Source organism: Vibrio sp. VGrn 2 (assembly GCF_009361695.1).
Lineage (GTDB): Bacteria > Pseudomonadota > Gammaproteobacteria > Enterobacterales > Vibrionaceae > Vibrio > Vibrio diabolicus.
This window is the reverse complement of record NZ_RBWD01000013.1, coordinates 29,601-47,500: the sequence shown is the minus strand read 5'-3', so window position 1 is coordinate 47,500 and position 17,900 is coordinate 29,601. Positions and strand designations below refer to the sequence as shown.

Sequence of the window (17,900 nt, the reverse complement as noted above, 5' to 3'; positions counted from 1 at the left end):
GTTTCTCTCCAATTTTGTTTCATTGACGAGCAGCGTTTAAGCAATTTTTGCTGCTGCGTCCAAATCTAAATACCATTCCGTCAGGCCAGATTTCGCTTGAATCTTAGCCGCTGGGTATGGCAGTGCGTGTGCAGGTGAACTGTTGATCTCTTCAACGATGTCCGCTTTTCCTGCACCCAGCACTAAGTAACTGATGCGTTTTGCTGCTTCTAAAACGCGTGCCGTTTTTGACACACGAAGCTGGCCTGACTCAGGATGAGGCGCCACAAGAGATAGATTCGCATCATCATAATTCGTTTGGCCAGGGAACAGAGAAGCTGTGTGACCATCTGCACCAACACCTAATAAGATCCAGTCAAACACAGGGGTTCCGTTTTCAGTCGGAATCACCTCTGACATCTCTTTCGCAAAGCGTTCCGCTTCCACTTTAGGGTCATCTTCACCGCGTATACGGTGGATGTTTTCTGTTGGAATGTTTACTTGGCTAAACAGTAGCGCGTTCGCTTCTCCGTAGTTGCTTTCCGCATCGTCAGGTGCGACACAACGTTCGTCACCCCACCAAAAGTGGAGATTTTGCCACTGAATAGAGGTTGCGTAAGCCTCTGAAGCCAACAGTTTGAACAGCATTTTAGGAGTGCTGCCGCCAGAAAGAGAGATGTGAACAGGTCGGCCCATTTCGCTGAACGCTTTCATGTCGTTAGCTAGGCTTTCAACTACCTGCTCTGCTGTTTGGTAGATCTTATGGTTGATCATAGTTCACAGTAATCCGTATCTGTTAAGTTTTTACATGGGAAGCGCCAAGCGCGACCATCACGCTGTAGCAGGTCGTCTGACTCTTTAGGACCCCATGTGCCGCATGCGTACCCGAAGAGGGATTGTGGATCTTGTTTAAAATCTAAAATTGGCTGTACGTACTGCCAACACGCTTCCACCGCATCACTACGTGCAAATAGCGTAGCATCACCATTCAAAGCATCAAGTAGAAGACGCTCATACGCAGTTAGCATTTGCGTTTCTTGTAGGTCAGCGTAATGGAAGTTCATTTTCACTTCTTTCGCTTCAAAACCTGCACCTGGCTCTTTCAAGCCAAAGCTCATTTGAATGCCTTCGTCTGGCTGAATGCGAATGATCAGCTTGTTTTCTGGTGCGTTTTGACCAAACACTGGGTGCGGTGTTTGTTTAAAGTGGATAACCACTTCAGTCACGCGTGTTGGAAGACGCTTACCAGTACGCACGTAGAATGGCACGCCATTCCAACGCCAGTTGTTAATGTATGCTTTCAAACCGATGTAAGTTTCGGTACGTGAGTCGTCTGCAACCCCCGGCTCTTCACGGTAGCCACGTAAACTTTGTCCACGAACTTCAGAAGCGGTGTATTGACCTAATACTAGATCGTTACGCAGAGCGTTTTCGTCCAAAGGTTTTAGACACTGGAGTACTTTAACGACTTCATCACGCATCGAATCTGCATTGATCTGTGCAGGTGGCTCCATACCCACCATCGCCAATACTTGTAGCAGGTGGTTTTGGAACATATCGCGCACGGCACCCGAGTTGTCGTAGTAACCACCACGCTCCTCTACGCCGAGGAATTCTGCGCCCGTGATTTCAACATAATCAATGAAGTTACGGTTCCAAAGCGGCTCAAACATCGCGTTTGAGAAACGAAGTACAAGAAGGTTTTGTACCGTCTCTTTACCTAAGTAATGGTCAATTCGGTAGATTTGATGCTCTTGGAAGTGCTCGTGAATTTCTTTATCCAGAATACGCGCTGATTCAAGGTCATAACCGAATGGTTTCTCAATAATCAGGCGTTTCCAACCATCTTCTTCTTTGTTTAGGCCGTGTGCTGCAAGACTTGCAGGAATCACACTGTATAAACTTGGTGGGGTTGCTAAGTAGAAAAGCGTATTGCGCTGATCGAAACGATATTCGTCAGCAAGTTGGTCTAAACGAGAAGATAGCTTACTGTAATCTTGTGTGTCAGAAGTATTGATAGCTTGGTAGTGCAGATGGTTAATAAATGCATCAAGCGTTTCTGGCTCAGTCTTTTCCATTTCCTGAAGCGATTTTTTCAGCTTCGCGCGGTAAGACTCATCACTGTATTCAGTGCGACTTACACCCAGAATGGCAAAATTTTCTGGAAGCTGCTTGTTCGCATAGAGGTGGTATAAAGCAGGAATGAGCTTACGGTATGTAAGGTCACCTGAAGCACCAAAAATAACGATGCTGCTGTTTTCTGGTATTACCATCATCTTTCCCTTAAAAACGAGGTACTTATTGTGTGCCCGGATACGGCTAAAGGATGAGCCAACCCTATCAATGGCACCTCAAAATAGAAAATTGGTCTTACCTATTACGTTGATAGGTAAAGTCTATAGGCCCAAAGAACCTCAAGAAGTAGCACTCCCAAATCTTTTGGAAACACGACGTATTAAGGTCATTTAGGTCACTTATGTCTCAAAAGTACACACTGTACTCGCTGGAGGAGAGTCCGACACGGTGCAGTATTGTCTACGACTATTTGATTTACATCAACACTTGCCAGTGCAAACGTTTAAATAAGTTGCACAAAACATCATAAATATTTGTATTTCATGGATAAAAAAAGTTGCACTAACGTAAGACAAAAATTAAGCAAAAACTCTAATATGGACAATCCTTACCCACCCTTGCAATCCATTACAATTTTATTGTGATCTATGTAGCCTGAATTTTATCCTCTCACTCTATTGATAATGATACTCAATTAAAGATAATGAGGATACTATTAATGCGAAAGTAGAATGTCATGAAACCAGGCACAAAGAATCTGCACCCGATAAACCGAATACACTCTGTGCTTGATTACATTCACAACAATCTAGATATCGCACTTAGTGTGGATGAAATCTCGAAAGCAAGCTGCTGGTCACGTTGGCAACTGCAACGCGTTTTCCAGCAACACACTGGCGTATCCGTCGCTCACTATATTAGAGAGCTTAAACTAAGCCTTGCAGCTGAACGCTTAATCCATACATCAGATCGCTCGTTAGATATTGCGATAGAAATGGGGTTTGCTTCTGAACATGCATTCAGTCGAGCGTTCAAAAATATGTTTTCAAAGAGTCCTCGGGATTATCGTAAAGCTCAGCAACTAACGGGCTTGAGGCAACCTTTAACATTGCGCGATACACCAGAAGACGAAAATAGACATAAGTGCTTTATCGAAGTTCGAATAGAAACAAAACCTGCTTTTGTGCTTGCTGGTTATCATGAACCTATTTATGGATTGTTTTCCGCAACGCCCAACTTCCAATCCAAGGTGCCCTCGCTGTGGTCACAGCTCTATTCATCAGAAAACCATACTCATCTGGAAAGAAACTATCTTGGTGTGATTGACGTAACAAAAGCGTATTCAAGCAACCAGCAACTCGAGTATTGGGCAGGTTATGAGTACAACTCAGCGTCAAGAACTTCAATATCCAAAGGCTCTACGCAAGAACCAGATCTTCTGGTTGTTCCTGAGCAAACCTACGCAGTGATTACGCACATAGGTAAAGCATCAAATCTAGCGGCGACGCTTGAGTGGTTCATTTTGCACTGGCTCCCCTATTCCAATTATCACGGTATTGATGGCTACGAGTTAGAAGTTTATCCAGAAGACTATGATGTTGAGAGCGAGAACGCCCAAATGCATTACTGGATACCTGTCAAACCGAACGAAGCCATGCCCATTAGATAGAAGCCTAAGCACTTAGGTTCTGGCTTTGCACCAAATTGTTAACTTTTCCTATTTCTTTCGCTATAGAATGCAAACAACAATCATTATCAACAAATAAAAGTAGTGGAATTAATAAATATGGAAAGTCCGAATCGATTTCATCGTTCTGCGGTTGCAGTCGTGGTATCCGCGCTTATTGCTGGTCACGCCAGTGCCACTGAGAGCACTTCTCAGCACGAAACTATCACAGTACTTGGCGAAACATACCGAAACACCGCAACTAAAACCGTTTTAGAACCGGAAGAAACGCCGCAAGCGATCACGGTAATCACTAAAGATGACATGGACCTACGCGGCGTAAACTCGGTGAGCGAAGCATTGCGTTACGCACCTGGCGTAAATACAGAGCTGCGTGGCGGTGCCGTTTCCCGACTTGACCTATTCAATATTCGTGGTTTTATTAACTACACCAACTTTTATGATGGTCTTCCTTTGCTGTACAACGGCTGGAACCTTCAACCTCAGGTCGATTCCGTTGCCCTTGAACAAATCGAGGTTTTTAAAGGGCCAACGTCTGTTCTTTACGGCAATATTCCACCAGGAGGCATGGTCAATATTATCGCCAAGGCGCCTCAGTCAACACCTTCGCACTCTGTCTCGATTAGTACTGGGACTAACAGCCTAAAAGAACTGACGTTCGACACCACAGGACAAATTGGTGATTCTAATGTTGATTACCGTATTATCGGCCTCGCAAAACAGCGAGATGGTCAAGCCGATACGTCTGAAGACGAACGTTATGTCCTCGCTCCATCTTTCAATTGGCAAGCGACTGAAAGCACCTTAGTCAACGTGAATGTTTACTATCAAAATGATCCATCAGCAGGTATCTACACTACCGTGCCAGCGTCTGGCTCAGTGATTGACAACCCACTTGGTTCGATGTCGCCAAGCACTTATTTGGGGGATGAGGACTGGAACACTTACGAACGCGAAGTTCTGATAATGGGTTACAAAGTCCAACACGACTTTAACAACGATTGGCAATTTCTACAGAATGCCCGCTACATGACCGCCGATGCCTATCAGGAAAACACATATAACGGTGCACTTGAAGCGGATAACCGTACCGTTGGTCGAAATGCCTATTTAACCGATGAAAAGTCCAAATCCTTTGTGATTGACAACCAACTATCTGGCTACGTTAAAACGGGAGACTTTGAACATAACTTATTGTTCGGACTTGATTATCAGTATCTAGATTCGGATGTAAAATACAAAGATACGCTTGGGTATTCGCTAACTCAGGACATCTTCAATCCTGACCACAACAGCATTGATCGTAATGCACTGAATTTCCAATACAAACAAAACTTAGATATCAAAACGAAGCAAATTGGCGTTTATTTGCAAGATCAAGTTCGTTACGACCAACTTGTAATGATTGCAGGTCTTCGTTGGGATAAATACGATTCAAATACGGACGCCGTGAGCGATTACTTAGGAACAATATCTAACAGCAAGGAAGAGTTAGACGACACCAACGTATCTTTCCGAGTCGGCGGTTTGTATGAGCTAGACTTTGGTCTCTCGCCATACCTTACTTACTCCGAGAGTTTTGAGCCGATTGCGGGTGCAGATGCCACAGGCAAAGCGTTTGAACCATCAACCGGGCATCAGTGGGAACTCGGTTTTAAATACGCGCCATTGTCTGGCGATATTTCGGGTAATTTAGCGTTCTTCCATATTACGAAGAAAAACGCGATCTTGACCGATCCGAATAATCCTTATGCACCGAACTATCAAGCGGGCGAAGTGGTATCACAAGGTATTGAACTTGAGGCAAAATGGCAAGCCACAGCGCAAGCTGATTTCACTCTAGGCTATACATATACCGATATGGAGATTACCGAGGACAGTTATTACAACCAAGAAGGTAAAACGCCGGTTTGGGTACCTGAGCAAACGGCCTCTCTATGGGCAAATTACTTCTTTGAAGGAAATCTTTCAGGCCTTCGTACCAGTGCTGGCGTTCGCTATGTCGGAGAAGCACAAATTGATGCTCAAAACAGCGAAAAAGTGCCTGACTACACCTTGTTTGATTTGGCAGCAAGTTACGATTTCTCAACAGTATCTGAATCAATGAAAGGGGCTAGCGTCACCCTTTCTGCAAGCAATCTATTCGATAAAGAATACTATTCTTGTTACGACAAAAATAACTGTTGGTTTGGCGCTGAGCGCTCTATTGAAGCGAAGTTAGAATACAACTTCTAACCTCTTAGAACGGAACAGCCGTAATTTGTAAAGCGATGGTTTCTACAACAAGCCATCGCTTTTTATTTTGCATAGAGCATCAATATAAACGCTACCGTGTCACTTTTTTATAGCACCTTTCCGGCCTACCTACCGACCCATAGTTTAAATCAGCCTCTAGTTCACCAGTGCTGATCAGATACTCCAAATAGCGCCTTGCCGTTGTTCGGCTCGCACCGATCTTTTCGCCTGCCTCATCAGCGGTCAGCACACTACCATTTGGGAACAACTCTCTGATCTTGTCTAAGGTTACACCATCAATCCCTTTTGGTAATCGGTTCGGCAAGTTGTCTTGATTGGCGTGAGACTGCAGCATTTTATCAACCAGGTTCTGATCCAAACTCTCTACGATGTCTAGTTGTTGGCGTTGGGACACATACTTTTTCAGTGCGGCATCTAAGCGTGGAAACATCACTGGTTTTAGCAGGTAATCGACAACGCCACCTCTCATTGCCTGTTGTAGCGTATCGACATCCCTTGCCGCGGTAATCAAAATGACATCACACGTTTGGTTGTTCGCACGTAATGTATTGAGTATCTCAAGCCCTGTTCCATCAGGAAGGTATACATCCATCAACAAGAGGTCTGGCTTAAGAATATCGAGTTGCATTTCCGCTTCTATTCTCGTGGTCGCAATGCCGACCACTTCCAAACCTGCCAATTGGCTCAAGTATTTGTGGTGCAGCTCAGCAATAGCCAGATCATCTTCAATGATCATTACGCGAGTCGCCATACTCATAATTGTTCTTCCTTGGGTAAATACACCGTTATTCTTGTTCCATAATTTGTGTTGGGCATCATCTCAACATGGCCGTGATATCGAGTAGCCAACTGGTTGACAAGATGCAATCCTACCCCCCGATTTTGACGAGATTTCGTCGACACCCCTTTTTTAAATAGCGCCTGCGGCTCTATATCGCTTGGTAAACCACAGCCTTGATCTATCACCTCAAGTATCACTTCATTTCCGTAATCGCTCACTGACACATCAATATTTCTGCGCTCCGATGCGACATTCGATTCATCACGAATCGAGGTTAACGTTGCGTCGAAAGCGTTATCAATTAAGTTGCCCAGAATGGTGACAAGGTCTTCCGAATTTAGCCACTCAGGCAGAGGCTCCAAACGACTGCCTTCTTCAACCACCAGCTGTAAGCCTAACTCGCGAGCACGTTCTGTTTTTCCGAGCAACATACCAGCAATTAACGGGTCTTTAACGGTGTCTCTTAAAAATTCGATCATCGCTTGATAGTGTGCGGTTTCTTGCCCAATTAACTTTTGTACTGCATCCAGCTCACCCATCTGAACTAACCCGCTAATGGTGTTGAGCTTATTTCGATGCTCATGGGTTTGCGAACGTAATAAATCTGCATATTCTTTGGTTTGTGATAACTGCTCGGTTAGGTCGTTGATTTCATCCCTTAAACGGAAACTCGATACTGCCCCCACTATTTTTCCATCCACATAAATTGGCGAACGGTTTGCGATCAGACGTTTATGATTAAGGAATATCTCAATATCATGATCTTCCTGTCCGGTTTCCAACACCGTATATAAGTCACTATCGCGTAACGTCTCAGTCAACGGTTTATTAAGAGCTGCCTCTCTATCAATACCGAGAATCTGACAGGCGCTACGATTGATCGAGCGAAGTATCCCTTGGGCATCAATACTTAACACGCCTTCTTTAATGGTACTCATCGTCACTTCTAATTCGCCGTACAACCGCCCTATCTCTTCAGGCTCGAACCCCAAAATGGCGCGCTGAAACTTTCTCGACGCATAATTGGATACAATGGCATTAGCGACGACAACTACGATGACCATAAAAATCAAAAAGGCCAAAAATGGTTCGATGCGGTCTTGCAGCCGGTCGAGCAAATAGCCAACCGAAACCACACCAATTATGTTCCCTTGCTCGTCAAAAATCGCAGCTTTACCACGAACTGAATAACCTAACGACCCCTGTGCCGTCGAAACATAAGACAATCCCTGCTCTAGCGCTCGACGATTGTCGCCACCTCTCATTGGCTTACCCAACCGCTCATCAACGGGGTGAATTAAGCGCACTCCCTCATGGTCGCCAATAACGATGAATGCAGCACCGATGGCTTCGGTTAATTCTCGGAAACGAAGTTGGTATGGCTGGGGATTTTGGGTTGCGACCATTTCGCGAACAACGGCGGAGTCTGCTAAAAAACGGGCAACACCCAGTGCTTTTTCTCCCATTTCTTGCTCTTGATTGATTTTGAGATAAGTGAATCCTGCAGCGACAAGCAATAGAAGCTCTATCAACCCCGATAGCGTCATAATAATGAGCATTCGCTTACGAAAGCTGATCGTTTTCCAACTCATTGATACATCCTTATGACTCACTCCCAAGCGATTACGTTAACACTCAGTTAACAGCATGGCTTTGTTGCGGTGATAAATCTGTGAGGAAGACAAGCAAACCGCAGAGTTTACGGTTAATTAATCGACGAGCTGAAACATAAAATTACAACCATTCACCAAATTTAGCATTCCTCTCTGATACTCAATTCCATACATAAATTGCCCTTTAAAACATGATCGTGATCACATCGATTTTAGCGGTTTTTGAGGCGTTTTTAGACTTTCCAACGTATAATTTTTAATCAACGAAACCATTGAGAGTTTCGGTTAGAAAGCAGTGAAGCTGGAAGTCTATTAAAAGCTCAACATTGATGTCAGTGATTTGGAAAAAAATAAAACAAAACACAAATACTGACTATATGACAAACACTTAGACACCATCTGAAAACTGGAAAACTATAAACAGAGGTGCATTTATAGTTAGAAGGAACACCAAACATGGAACGCGATACCTTTGGAATATGCCTGAATAAGGCCATGCTGTCAGAGAATATGTATTCAACGTTTACACACGTCAGGGCTTATGAAAAAAACGGAGGCGGTACTTCTGATCTCAAGGTCCTGTTATCGTTCCCTCAAATGAGTGGAAAAGACCTATTGAATACGATGCGAGGTTCTCGTCAGCTTGAGTGGAGAGCAGAGTTTCACTGTCCATATACGAAGTAAACTTGTAACATCTCCCGCGCCCAGCACAAACATAACTGGGCGCATACTACTATCCAATTTCCCCTCCTACTTAACACCTAGTTACGAATCCTTTATATTAGAGCTTATACTCTACGACAAAGCAGCCATTATGAAAAAAACAGGAAAGTTTTGGATACTGGGCTTACTTAGCAGCTCGATTTCCCTTGCCTGTCATGCGGCACCGATCACTTTTGATACCGCATGGCAGCTATTGCTAGAAAACAACTATTCTCTTAAAGCTCAACGCTCAAACGTCGAGAATTACCAATACCAAGAGAGTGCCACCAGCAATCTCAACTTACCTCAGGTTACCATTGGCGCGAATTACACGCGTTTAGATACCGATATCACGCTGTCAGGAAAACAGATCCTAGACAGCACAGGAGCACACATTAACGTACCTCCTGCTTTTCAACCTATTTTTGGTGCCTTAGCTAATACTACTTCGACCATAACCGAGCGCGATATTTTCTCTTCGTCTATTCGTGCCATTTGGCCAATTTTTACTGGTGGTCGTATTTCTGCGGCTCAATCAGCAGCAGAAGGCAAAACAGATGAGGCTAAAAGCCAGCTTCTAATGGAACAACAAGCGCGCTTTGAAGATTTGTCGAAGTACTACTTTTCTGTCGTGCTGGCAAAGGAAGTACTCGCAACGCGGCAAGCGGTTGAAGCTGGACTAAAAAAGCATAGAGATTTTGCCATTAAGCTTGAAGAGCAAGGACAAATCGCACACGTTGAGCGCCTGCAAGCCGAGGCTTCTCTAGATAAAGCATCAGTAGAAACACGTAAAGCCGCTAGCGATTTGAGTATCGCTCAGGCCGCATTAGGTAAATTACTCGCACAAGATGATGCCGTAGAGCCCGCGGAATCTTTGTTTATCAACGACAGTCTTCCCCCTCTTACCGCTTTTGTCGATCAAACGTTGCTTACCTATCCGGGGTTAGACCTTCTGAGCGCTAAACACAAACAAGCCTCTAGCTTAATCAAAGCAGAAAAAGGGAAATACTATCCTGAAGTTTACCTTTACGGAGACTACAGCTTGTATGAAGACGACTCTCTCGCAAGCCAAATGAAGCCTGACTGGTTAGTTGGTGTCGGTGTCAGCATTCCACTGATTGAATCAACAGGGCGAAGCGAAAAAGTCAAAGCAGCTCAAAGTGTCGTCTCACAGGTCGACTCATTAAAATCCCAAGCCAAACAAGATTTATCGCTGCTAGTCCAAAAGACATACTTGGAGGCTCAGCAAGCCATTGATGAAGTACAAGGGCTCGAATCTAGCATTGAACTTGCTAACGAAAACCTGCGCTTGCGTGAAAAAGCATTTACTCAGGGTCTGTCGTCTTCTCTGGATGTTGTAGATGCCCAACTTTATGTCGCAAGTATAGAAACACAACGTTCAGCGGCGCGTTTCCGCTATTTAATATCTTTAACCAAGCTACTCGCATTGAGCAGTGAAATGAACAGCTTCGAACAATATCAAAATACCGCTTATATCCCTGCTTCAACATCCAAAGAGGTGAAATAAATCATGGAAGCTAAATCACTAAAACCCGTTTTACTCTCACTTTGTGCTTTGGGTGTTGTCTCTTGGGTTGGCTACCAATTTTACCAAGCCTATCAACCAGAACCGATCCGCTTACAAGGATTGATTGAAGCCCAGCAGTACAGCATTTCCTCAAAAGTTCCAGGCCGTATTGACGAGGTCATGGTCCGTAAAGGCGACGATGTAGAGAAAGGCCAGCTTATTTTTACCCTTCATAGTCCTGAAATTGAAGCGAAGTTAGAACAAGCAAAAGCAGGTGAAAAAGCGGCGGACGCCTTAGCTCAAGAAGCAGAGAAAGGCGCACGTGAGCAACAAATCCAAGCAGCAAAAGATCAGTGGATGAAAGCCAAAGCCGCCGCGAATTTAATGGAAAAAACCTACAATCGCGTGAATAACCTCTATAACGATGGCGTGGTTGCAGAACAAAAGCGCGATGAAGCTTTAACGCAATGGCAAGCAGCGAAATACACTGAAAGTGCCGCGTTTCAAATGTACGAAATGGCAAAAGAAGGCGCCAGAAGTGAAACCAAAGTGGCTGCGGCGGAAAAAGCGCGCATGGCATCAGGTGCGGTAGCCGAAGTAGAAGCGTACGCGAAAGATACTCAGATCTACAGCTGGTTCGACGGCGAAGTCTCTCAAGTTCTACTTCAAAGTGGTGAATTAGCACCTCAGGGCTTCCCGGTTGTTACTGTGATAGATACAGAAGATGCCTGGGCGACACTGAATGTGCGTGAAGATTACCTTCAACACTTTAAAAAAGGAGCAACCTTTGATGCCTATTTGCCTGCCTTAAATAAAAATGTTGAGTTCAAAGTAACGCATGTTGCCGTTATGGGTGACTTTGCAACGTGGAGAGCAACCGATGCTTCTCAAGGTTTTGATCTTCGTACCTTTGAAGTAGAAGCTCGTCCAGCTCAACCCGAACCTGAACTGCGTATGGGAATGAGTGTTGTCGTTGAACTTTAATCACAACCACTAGGTTAATGCTATGACGATTAAGATTTCACAGCGGCATATCTTACGACGAGACAAGTGGTTGCTTTCGTGCCTTACTTGGATACCGATTTTGCTCGCGATGATGATTTGGGGAGTGTTCTCTGCGGGCATTGCCCGGGATCTGCCAATCGGTGTGGTTGATCTACAACATTCCCAACTTTCTCGAAAGCTCATTCAATCTTTGGATGCGTCGTCGAGTCTGGCTGTTAATTATCACTACACCAGTGCAAGCGAAGCAAAAAATGCGATGATTGAAGGCGATATCTACGCTTACGCGGTCATCCCATCTAAGTTCGACCAAGATATTCTCCAACACCGCCAACCTCAACTTTCTGTCTTTTACAACAGTCAGTACATTTTGGTTGCGAAACTGATCAACTCTGCCGTTGCGCAAGCACAAGGCTATTTCGACGCTCAGGTTGAAGTAATGAGCAACTTAGCTAAGGGTAACACCACAACGTTAGCAGCGGCTGGTCAGGCTGTACCCGTATCGACACAAATAACCGCATTATTTAACCGTAACAATAACTACGCACAATTTTTGGTAACGGCTATCGTGCCAGCCATTTGGCAAATATGTATTGTAGTAAGCACTATCTTGATTCTTACCGCGCACTTTCGCATTTATGGTGGAAAGAATGGCTTTCCATTTTTGGGCGAAAAGCCATACGCCAGGCTCACTACCCTATTAAGTCAGTACATTCCGGTCTTTATGGCGCAAGGTGCGTTGTTCTTGCACTGGTTTTATTCCGTGCTTGATTGGCCAATGGAAGGCAGTTTTGTGGTTATGCTATTAGCACAATTGGTGACGGTTATCGCCTGTATCATTATGGGAGCGTTGTTCTTCTTCTTGTCGATGGATCCTGCACGTGCGATGAGTTTTGCTGGCGCATTTACGGCTCCAAGTTTCGCGTTCATGGGAATTACATTCCCAGTTTCTGACATGAACACGCTCGCTTATGCATGGCGTTCATTATTGCCGATTACCCATTACATTGAAGTACAAATGAGTCAAGCAAGCTATGCAGCATCGGCCGCACAATCTTTAAGCTCGCTATGGCCTATGATTGGCTACGTTGTGCCCCTACTCATTACCGCAGCCTTGATGGGTAAACATCGAACAGCTTCATCAACACGCCAAGCGAAGGAGGCGGTATGACATTGTGGCAACTGATTAAAGCGGAACTGAAGGCCGTACTAACCAATCCAGTCGTTACGTTGACCGTGTTTGGTGGTGTCGTATTTTACTCGTTTTTATACCCTTTGCCTTATGCACAACAAACGCCTCGTGAACAACCAATCGCGATTGTTAATTTAGATGGTAGTCAGACGAGTTTAAAGCTGGAACGTATGGTTGATGCCACTCCACAAGTCAACGTAGTTACTCGACTTCACACGATTGCCGATGCAAAGCAAGCATTTTTACAACGAGAGATCACCGGTTTTTTAGTCATACCGGAACACTTTTACAAAGACCTAATGCTAGGTAAAAGCCCGACTCTGGCCTACGCTGCGGACGCCTCGTATTTTCTCGTGTACGGAACCGTGGTAGAAGGATTGGCCCAAGCAGGAGGCACATTAGGGGCCCAAGTGAAAGTCAGTAAAATGGTGATAGATGGTGTGCCCATGAGTATGGCTAGCCATAATTACTCTGCTATTAAGCTTAATATGAAACCGACGTTCAACCCAACCATGGGTTACATCGAATACGTAGTGCCAGCAGTATTTGTTCTGATTTTACAACAAACGTTGATCATGGCGGTTGGATTACAAACGGGAACACAGCGTCATGGTCGTGGTTATTGGTCACAAGTATCAACGGGATCGCTGCTGCTTGTGAGAACGTTAGTATTTGTGGCAATTTATTATTTACTCGGCGCCTATTATTTTGGTTTTAGCTTTGAACGTTTAAGCGTAAACCATATCGCCAACGCGGGCGAACTACTGACCATGTTGTTCCCGTTTTTTTTAGGTTGTTGCGGACTAGGCTTCTGGCTAGGTTACTTACTACCTAGGCGTGAACTGGTCACCTTAGTCGTCCTCGTGAGCTCTATGCCGCTCATTTTCTTGGCTGGCTTTATTTGGCCAGTTGAAGCTATTCCTGCTCCCCTACTATGGATTGCTGATTTAAGCCCAAGTACTTGGGCGATCAAAGCTTTCTTAGCGCTAAACCAAATGGGGGCAACCTGGCAACAAGTCGCACAACATTGGACAGCACTTTGGTCATTAACCGTGCTTTGGGGTAGCGTTGCGTACTGGATTGCTAAACGAAATAACAAGCCAGTTGTAACAGAAAGTCTAAGTTGATTTCTCTCTACAGCTCAAAGAGATAATCACAAATCAAAAACCTGATGGACGAGCTGAGGGGCGACATTTCGCCCCTTTTTTATTGGCGATATTAGCCAATGTGATTGGAAAGTTCGTTTAGCATGCTTCAGTCTCTCTAAATGGCACCTTCGGAACAATCCTATAACCTTATCGACAAATAGTTGATTTTTTGGAAGCATTGTTTATGTCACATGTTGTAACATTGCTTACCTAACGTATTGTAACAAGAGAGAATTGGATGTCTAAAGCGGAATCATCTTCCAGAAAGTTAAGCTTTATTATTATTGGCCTCGTTTTGTGGTTTGGCTATATAGCTTGTGGGCTGATCGAGTAACACCAATCACTGGCACCGCTCGGATTCATTCTTATCTTGTCCGCATTACTCCAGAGGTTTCGGGGAACCTAACTGAAATCCATGTTCGCAATAATCAAGTCGTCAATGCTGGTGATGTGCTTTTCGAAATTGATCCAAGAGATTATCAAATTAATCTGCGTTCAGCCGAAGCAAACTTAGCCATTGCTGGCCAAAACATTGGAGCCAATACCGCGGCTGTTGAAGTGGCACAAGCTAAGGTCATTGAATCACTCGCAGCTCGTGACAACGCAAGAGAACAAGCAGCTCGCGTAACCGAGCTCGCCGCAAAAGGGGTATTGAGTAAATCTGAGCTAGACAACGCCATCGAAGCTAAAGCACGAGCTCAAGCCACATTAGAGGCAGCAGAAGCGTCCTTAGCTCAAGCCAAGCATAATCTTGGTCCCGAAGGGCAAGATAATCCCCAGATTCTCGCAGCTATAGCAAATCTAGAAAAAGCGCAACTCGACTTACAGCGAACGAAAGTGATTGCTCCATCAAAGGGGATCGTTTCTAACTTACAACTCACTGTTGGGCAAAAAGCGACGACTGGCTCACCTCTTGTCACTTTCATTGATCCGAGAGGCGTATGGGTATCAGCGCTTGTTCGCGAAAACTCACTCGAGCATGTTCGTGCGGGACAAAAAACAAAGATTGTGTTGGATGCTTTACCTGGCAGAGTGTTTCAAGGGCGAGTAGAAAGCATTGGTTGGGGCACTGGTGGCAGTAACGACGTCGATCCGACAACTGGCTTTTTGGTTGCAGACAATAATTCCTTAAACGCACAGCGCTATCCTGTAAATATTGTTTTTGAAGGCGGAGATATTCCCGAAAACGTACGTTATGGTTCGAAAGCAACGGTCGCCTTTTTAACTGAGCAAAGTACCTTTGGAGAGTGGCTGGCGTCTCTCTGGATGAGAGTGTTGAGTATCTGGACTTATGTTTCATAGTTCAGCAAATCCAATCATTAGATTGGTTTTCACTCCGATTCTTTTACTGTTTTACTTACAGTATTCAGGTGCGCCTACTCCCTTTATCGCGCCAATATTCGTTGTGATTTTTCTAACTCTGATGCCATCTAAGCCCCCGTTCAACATGATGGTGAAATTGCTGGTAATACTCTCACTTCTCAGCTTTGGCATCGTAACTTTAGCAGGAGCGCTCATGAGCTCTCCTAGTGGCTTCTTACTGTTTACTTGGTCACTTCTCTGTTGGGGTTATTACCGAAGTCATCGCGATCCAAAAGACATCGTTTCAACACTCACTTTGATTGTTGTATTGATTATCGTGGTCACAAGCCAACAAATGGGGTTGCCGCTTGAGGGATTGCCATGGGTCTTATTTACTAGTTTCATTGTTGCGTTGGTTGCCACATATATTAGCTTTTGGCTATTCCCTGGGGACGAAAAAGATATACAACCAGACCAAACCACTCTTGATGGTGCAGACGAACATATCGGGCTTATCGTCTTTAAAGCAACCGCATTGTGTGTTGTTTTGTACGCGCTAATATCATCTGGAAGCTCTCAAACGCTATTGATCGCAATAACATTTGGCAGCATGATTAAGCACCCAGTTAATCAAGACAGTCATTCCTTTGGGCGGTATCGAATTATCACTACAAGCCTAGGGATCTTGTTTACTATTCCATGCATGCTCGCAGTAGCCACAGGTGCACCTACTTACGTTGTACTTGGCGTTACCATCTTTTGTGGCCTGCAACTAGCGTGTTTTGCAATACGTCGACAGACACACTTAACCATCTATCAATTGCTTTTTACTAACTTCACTGTGCTAACTTACCAGATTATTAACAATACGGGCATCGAATCATTTTCTGCTCAAATGACTCGATTCGTCTCTATTTCTATCGCTATAGTTCTAGGGGTACTGGTTCTCAATTTATTTAGATCAGAGCAAGAGGTGAAATAACTGCAGCCTCTCTTTCTTAAACTAAAGCGGCTGAGCGATATGAGCTTTCTCATTGAACGAAGCTTGAATAAGTAAAAAAGCATCGATTTTATAATCACATACAGAAGGTTAGTCCCTCCCAATAAACATTAACGTCCAATCAGAAGAGAAGAATTTTTCAAGCACAAAACAAGACTCGAATTGAGTCTTGTTTATAAATGTGGTCTGGATGAATACGGTTATGGCGTCGCTTTAAAATCACGGATTAGCTTCTCCCGATACGCCGTAACAACCCTCATGATAGAGTCTTTTACATCCCCTATTTGCTTAGAGGGTTGACACCAAAGGCCAAAACCAAACTTAAAGCCTTCTAGTAATTCACAGACTTCAACGGGCTCTATATCATTATTAGAAAATTCCGAATGAGCCAGCGTTCCAGGAAGAATCGTCCACCCTAGCCCAGCTTCAACCATTTTTACAACAAGAGCCAACTGATCGACTTCTTCATGATTCGAACTGACGATAACTTTTTCACCCATTCCTTCTTCAATGAAAGATCGCAACACAAATTGCTTGCTATTCCTCAACGCAGTTAACACTCGGTCGGGTGCCATAGAAGCCAGTTCACCACCTTTCTGGACAAAGGGAACAAATTCAAAGTGACCTAAAAACGTCGAGTCTAGACTGTGTATTGCACGGCTATCATGCACATTGACAATACCGAACTGGTACTCACCAGTCGCTAAACCTTCTTTGATCTCGTTACGGTTACGAACAAAAAAGTTAACTCGCATCATCGGAAAATCTGCCGCTAATTGAACACGAAGTAACACCAGCAAACGATGTGGGATGGCACTAGAATAGGCAATGCTGACACTCTCTAAGCCACCATGAGCAAGGCTCAATGCGACTTTGTCGAACGTACGGGCCTGTTCAATTGTTTGCTTTGCATAGTGGTAAAGAAGGCGAGCATCTTCAGTGGGTTCTACGGAACGGCCAACCCGATTAAACAAGCTCACAGCAAGTAAATCTTCTAAATTCGTAATAACCTGCCCGATGGTTGTTCTATGCTTATTCAATTTTACAGCAGCCTTGCTAAACGAAAGCTCCTCGTAAACAGCAACGAATGCCAATAGTTGTTCAAGACTAAAATTCATAGGTTTTCTTATATCTCAGGGCTACATGGCTAAACTATCACAAGTTATTGAGAATGCTAGCTCGAAAGAGCGACGGTTAACCCGAGGCTTTTATCTTCATCATTAGATACGTAGTTATTCCGCACGTAAATGCGAAAACTTATCGCACTCACACTCCCCTTAAAGCACGTTCGACATTAGACGTAACTCATTACGAACTCTCTAAAAAAATACATTGATGGATTTGATCCTACAAAAGCGATTATTACATTTGTAGGATTTCTCTTATCTTTGCATTCATCAAATAAATAGAGAAAAGCACCATGAACTCAATGCCACATGAGCTTGTGTGGGGTGAAGTTTACTTCCCACCCTTGTTGCTGGTTATTGCATTGGCTTACATTCTCACCATTTTGGTTGGAACCGTTGCAACAAAATTAGGGGTACACAAATACGTTGCGTTTCCAGCACTTGCTGAGCTGAGCCTAATTGTGATTTTTACTGGCGTTATTGGTCGATTCATAACCATCTTTTGAG

Annotated in this window: 14 protein-coding genes and 1 pseudogene; 10 read left to right on the top strand and 5 right to left on the bottom strand. The window is 44.3% G+C overall.

What is annotated here, in order from left to right:
• Positions 1–36 precede the first annotated feature (36 nt).
• Both pgl and zwf read right to left on the bottom strand, forming a co-directional pair.
• Positions 37–753 (bottom strand): 6-phosphogluconolactonase, encoded by a 717-nt coding sequence (gene pgl / locus D8S93_RS19165; protein ID WP_152814862.1) that lies wholly within the window; start codon positions 751–753, stop codon positions 37–39.
• Positions 750–2,252 (bottom strand): glucose-6-phosphate dehydrogenase, encoded by a 1,503-nt coding sequence (zwf, locus tag D8S93_RS19160; protein ID WP_005397367.1) that lies wholly within the window; start codon positions 2,250–2,252, stop codon positions 750–752. Before zwf ends, pgl begins: the two co-directional genes overlap by 4 nt.
• A gap of 539 nt (positions 2,253–2,791) precedes the next feature.
• Between zwf and D8S93_RS19155 the strand changes: the two genes are divergently transcribed.
• Positions 2,792–3,724: an AraC family transcriptional regulator gene (locus tag D8S93_RS19155; RefSeq protein WP_152814859.1), complete on the top strand. Its 933-nt coding sequence runs from the start codon at positions 2,792–2,794 to the stop codon at positions 3,722–3,724.
• A 117-nt stretch (positions 3,725–3,841) separates the two neighbouring features.
• On the top strand, positions 3,842–5,977 hold the full coding sequence (locus D8S93_RS19150) for a TonB-dependent siderophore receptor (RefSeq protein WP_152814856.1): 2,136 nt from the start codon (positions 3,842–3,844) through the stop codon (positions 5,975–5,977).
• Between the two features lie 91 nt (positions 5,978–6,068).
• On the opposite strand, the gene D8S93_RS19145 is transcribed toward D8S93_RS19150, so the two are convergent.
• Both D8S93_RS19145 and D8S93_RS19140 read right to left on the bottom strand, forming a co-directional pair.
• Positions 6,069–6,755: a response regulator gene (locus D8S93_RS19145; RefSeq protein ID WP_053807992.1), complete on the bottom strand. Its 687-nt coding sequence runs from the start codon at positions 6,753–6,755 to the stop codon at positions 6,069–6,071.
• Complete coding sequence (locus tag D8S93_RS19140) at positions 6,752–8,371, bottom strand: sensor histidine kinase (protein WP_152814853.1); 1,620 nt, start codon at positions 8,369–8,371, stop codon at positions 6,752–6,754. The genes D8S93_RS19145 and D8S93_RS19140 overlap by 4 nt, the downstream gene beginning before the upstream one ends.
• Before the next feature lie 477 nt (positions 8,372–8,848).
• On the opposite strand from D8S93_RS19140, the gene D8S93_RS19135 reads away from it, so the two are divergent.
• The 7 genes and pseudogenes from D8S93_RS19135 to D8S93_RS19105 all read left to right on the top strand — a co-directional run bounded on the left by D8S93_RS19135 (position 8,849) and on the right by D8S93_RS19105 (position 16,248).
• Positions 8,849–9,076: a hypothetical protein gene (locus D8S93_RS19135; RefSeq protein WP_005377125.1), complete on the top strand. Its 228-nt coding sequence runs from the start codon at positions 8,849–8,851 to the stop codon at positions 9,074–9,076.
• A gap of 130 nt (positions 9,077–9,206) precedes the next feature.
• Positions 9,207–10,622 (top strand): TolC family protein, encoded by a 1,416-nt coding sequence (locus D8S93_RS19130; RefSeq protein WP_048626476.1) that lies wholly within the window; start codon positions 9,207–9,209, stop codon positions 10,620–10,622.
• 3 nt (positions 10,623–10,625) lie between these two features.
• Complete coding sequence (locus D8S93_RS19125; RefSeq protein ID WP_152814851.1) at positions 10,626–11,606, top strand: HlyD family secretion protein; 981 nt, start codon at positions 10,626–10,628, stop codon at positions 11,604–11,606.
• Between the two features lie 22 nt (positions 11,607–11,628).
• Positions 11,629–12,795: an ABC transporter permease gene (locus tag D8S93_RS19120; RefSeq protein WP_152814848.1), complete on the top strand. Its 1,167-nt coding sequence runs from the start codon at positions 11,629–11,631 to the stop codon at positions 12,793–12,795.
• Positions 12,792–13,943: an ABC transporter permease gene (locus D8S93_RS19115; protein ID WP_048626477.1), complete on the top strand. Its 1,152-nt coding sequence runs from the start codon at positions 12,792–12,794 to the stop codon at positions 13,941–13,943. The genes D8S93_RS19120 and D8S93_RS19115 overlap by 4 nt, the downstream gene beginning before the upstream one ends.
• 259 nt (positions 13,944–14,202) lie before the next feature.
• Positions 14,203–15,266: pseudogene (locus D8S93_RS19110) on the top strand (HlyD family secretion protein).
• Positions 15,256–16,248 (top strand): DUF2955 domain-containing protein, encoded by a 993-nt coding sequence (locus tag D8S93_RS19105; protein WP_152814845.1) that lies wholly within the window; start codon positions 15,256–15,258, stop codon positions 16,246–16,248. The pseudogene D8S93_RS19110 and the gene D8S93_RS19105 overlap by 11 nt, the downstream one beginning before the upstream one ends.
• 218 nt (positions 16,249–16,466) lie before the next feature.
• On the opposite strand, the gene D8S93_RS19100 is transcribed toward D8S93_RS19105, so the two are convergent.
• Positions 16,467–17,384 carry a LysR family transcriptional regulator gene (locus tag D8S93_RS19100; RefSeq protein WP_152814842.1) on the bottom strand — a complete coding sequence of 306 codons (918 nt, stop codon included), beginning with the start codon at positions 17,382–17,384 and terminating at the stop codon, positions 16,467–16,469.
• A 302-nt stretch (positions 17,385–17,686) separates the two neighbouring features.
• Between D8S93_RS19100 and D8S93_RS19095 the strand changes: the two genes are divergently transcribed.
• Positions 17,687–17,899 carry a DUF1656 domain-containing protein gene (locus D8S93_RS19095; protein ID WP_012841753.1) on the top strand — a complete coding sequence of 71 codons (213 nt, stop codon included), beginning with the start codon at positions 17,687–17,689 and terminating at the stop codon, positions 17,897–17,899.
• The last annotated feature ends 1 nt before the right edge of the window (position 17,900 follow it).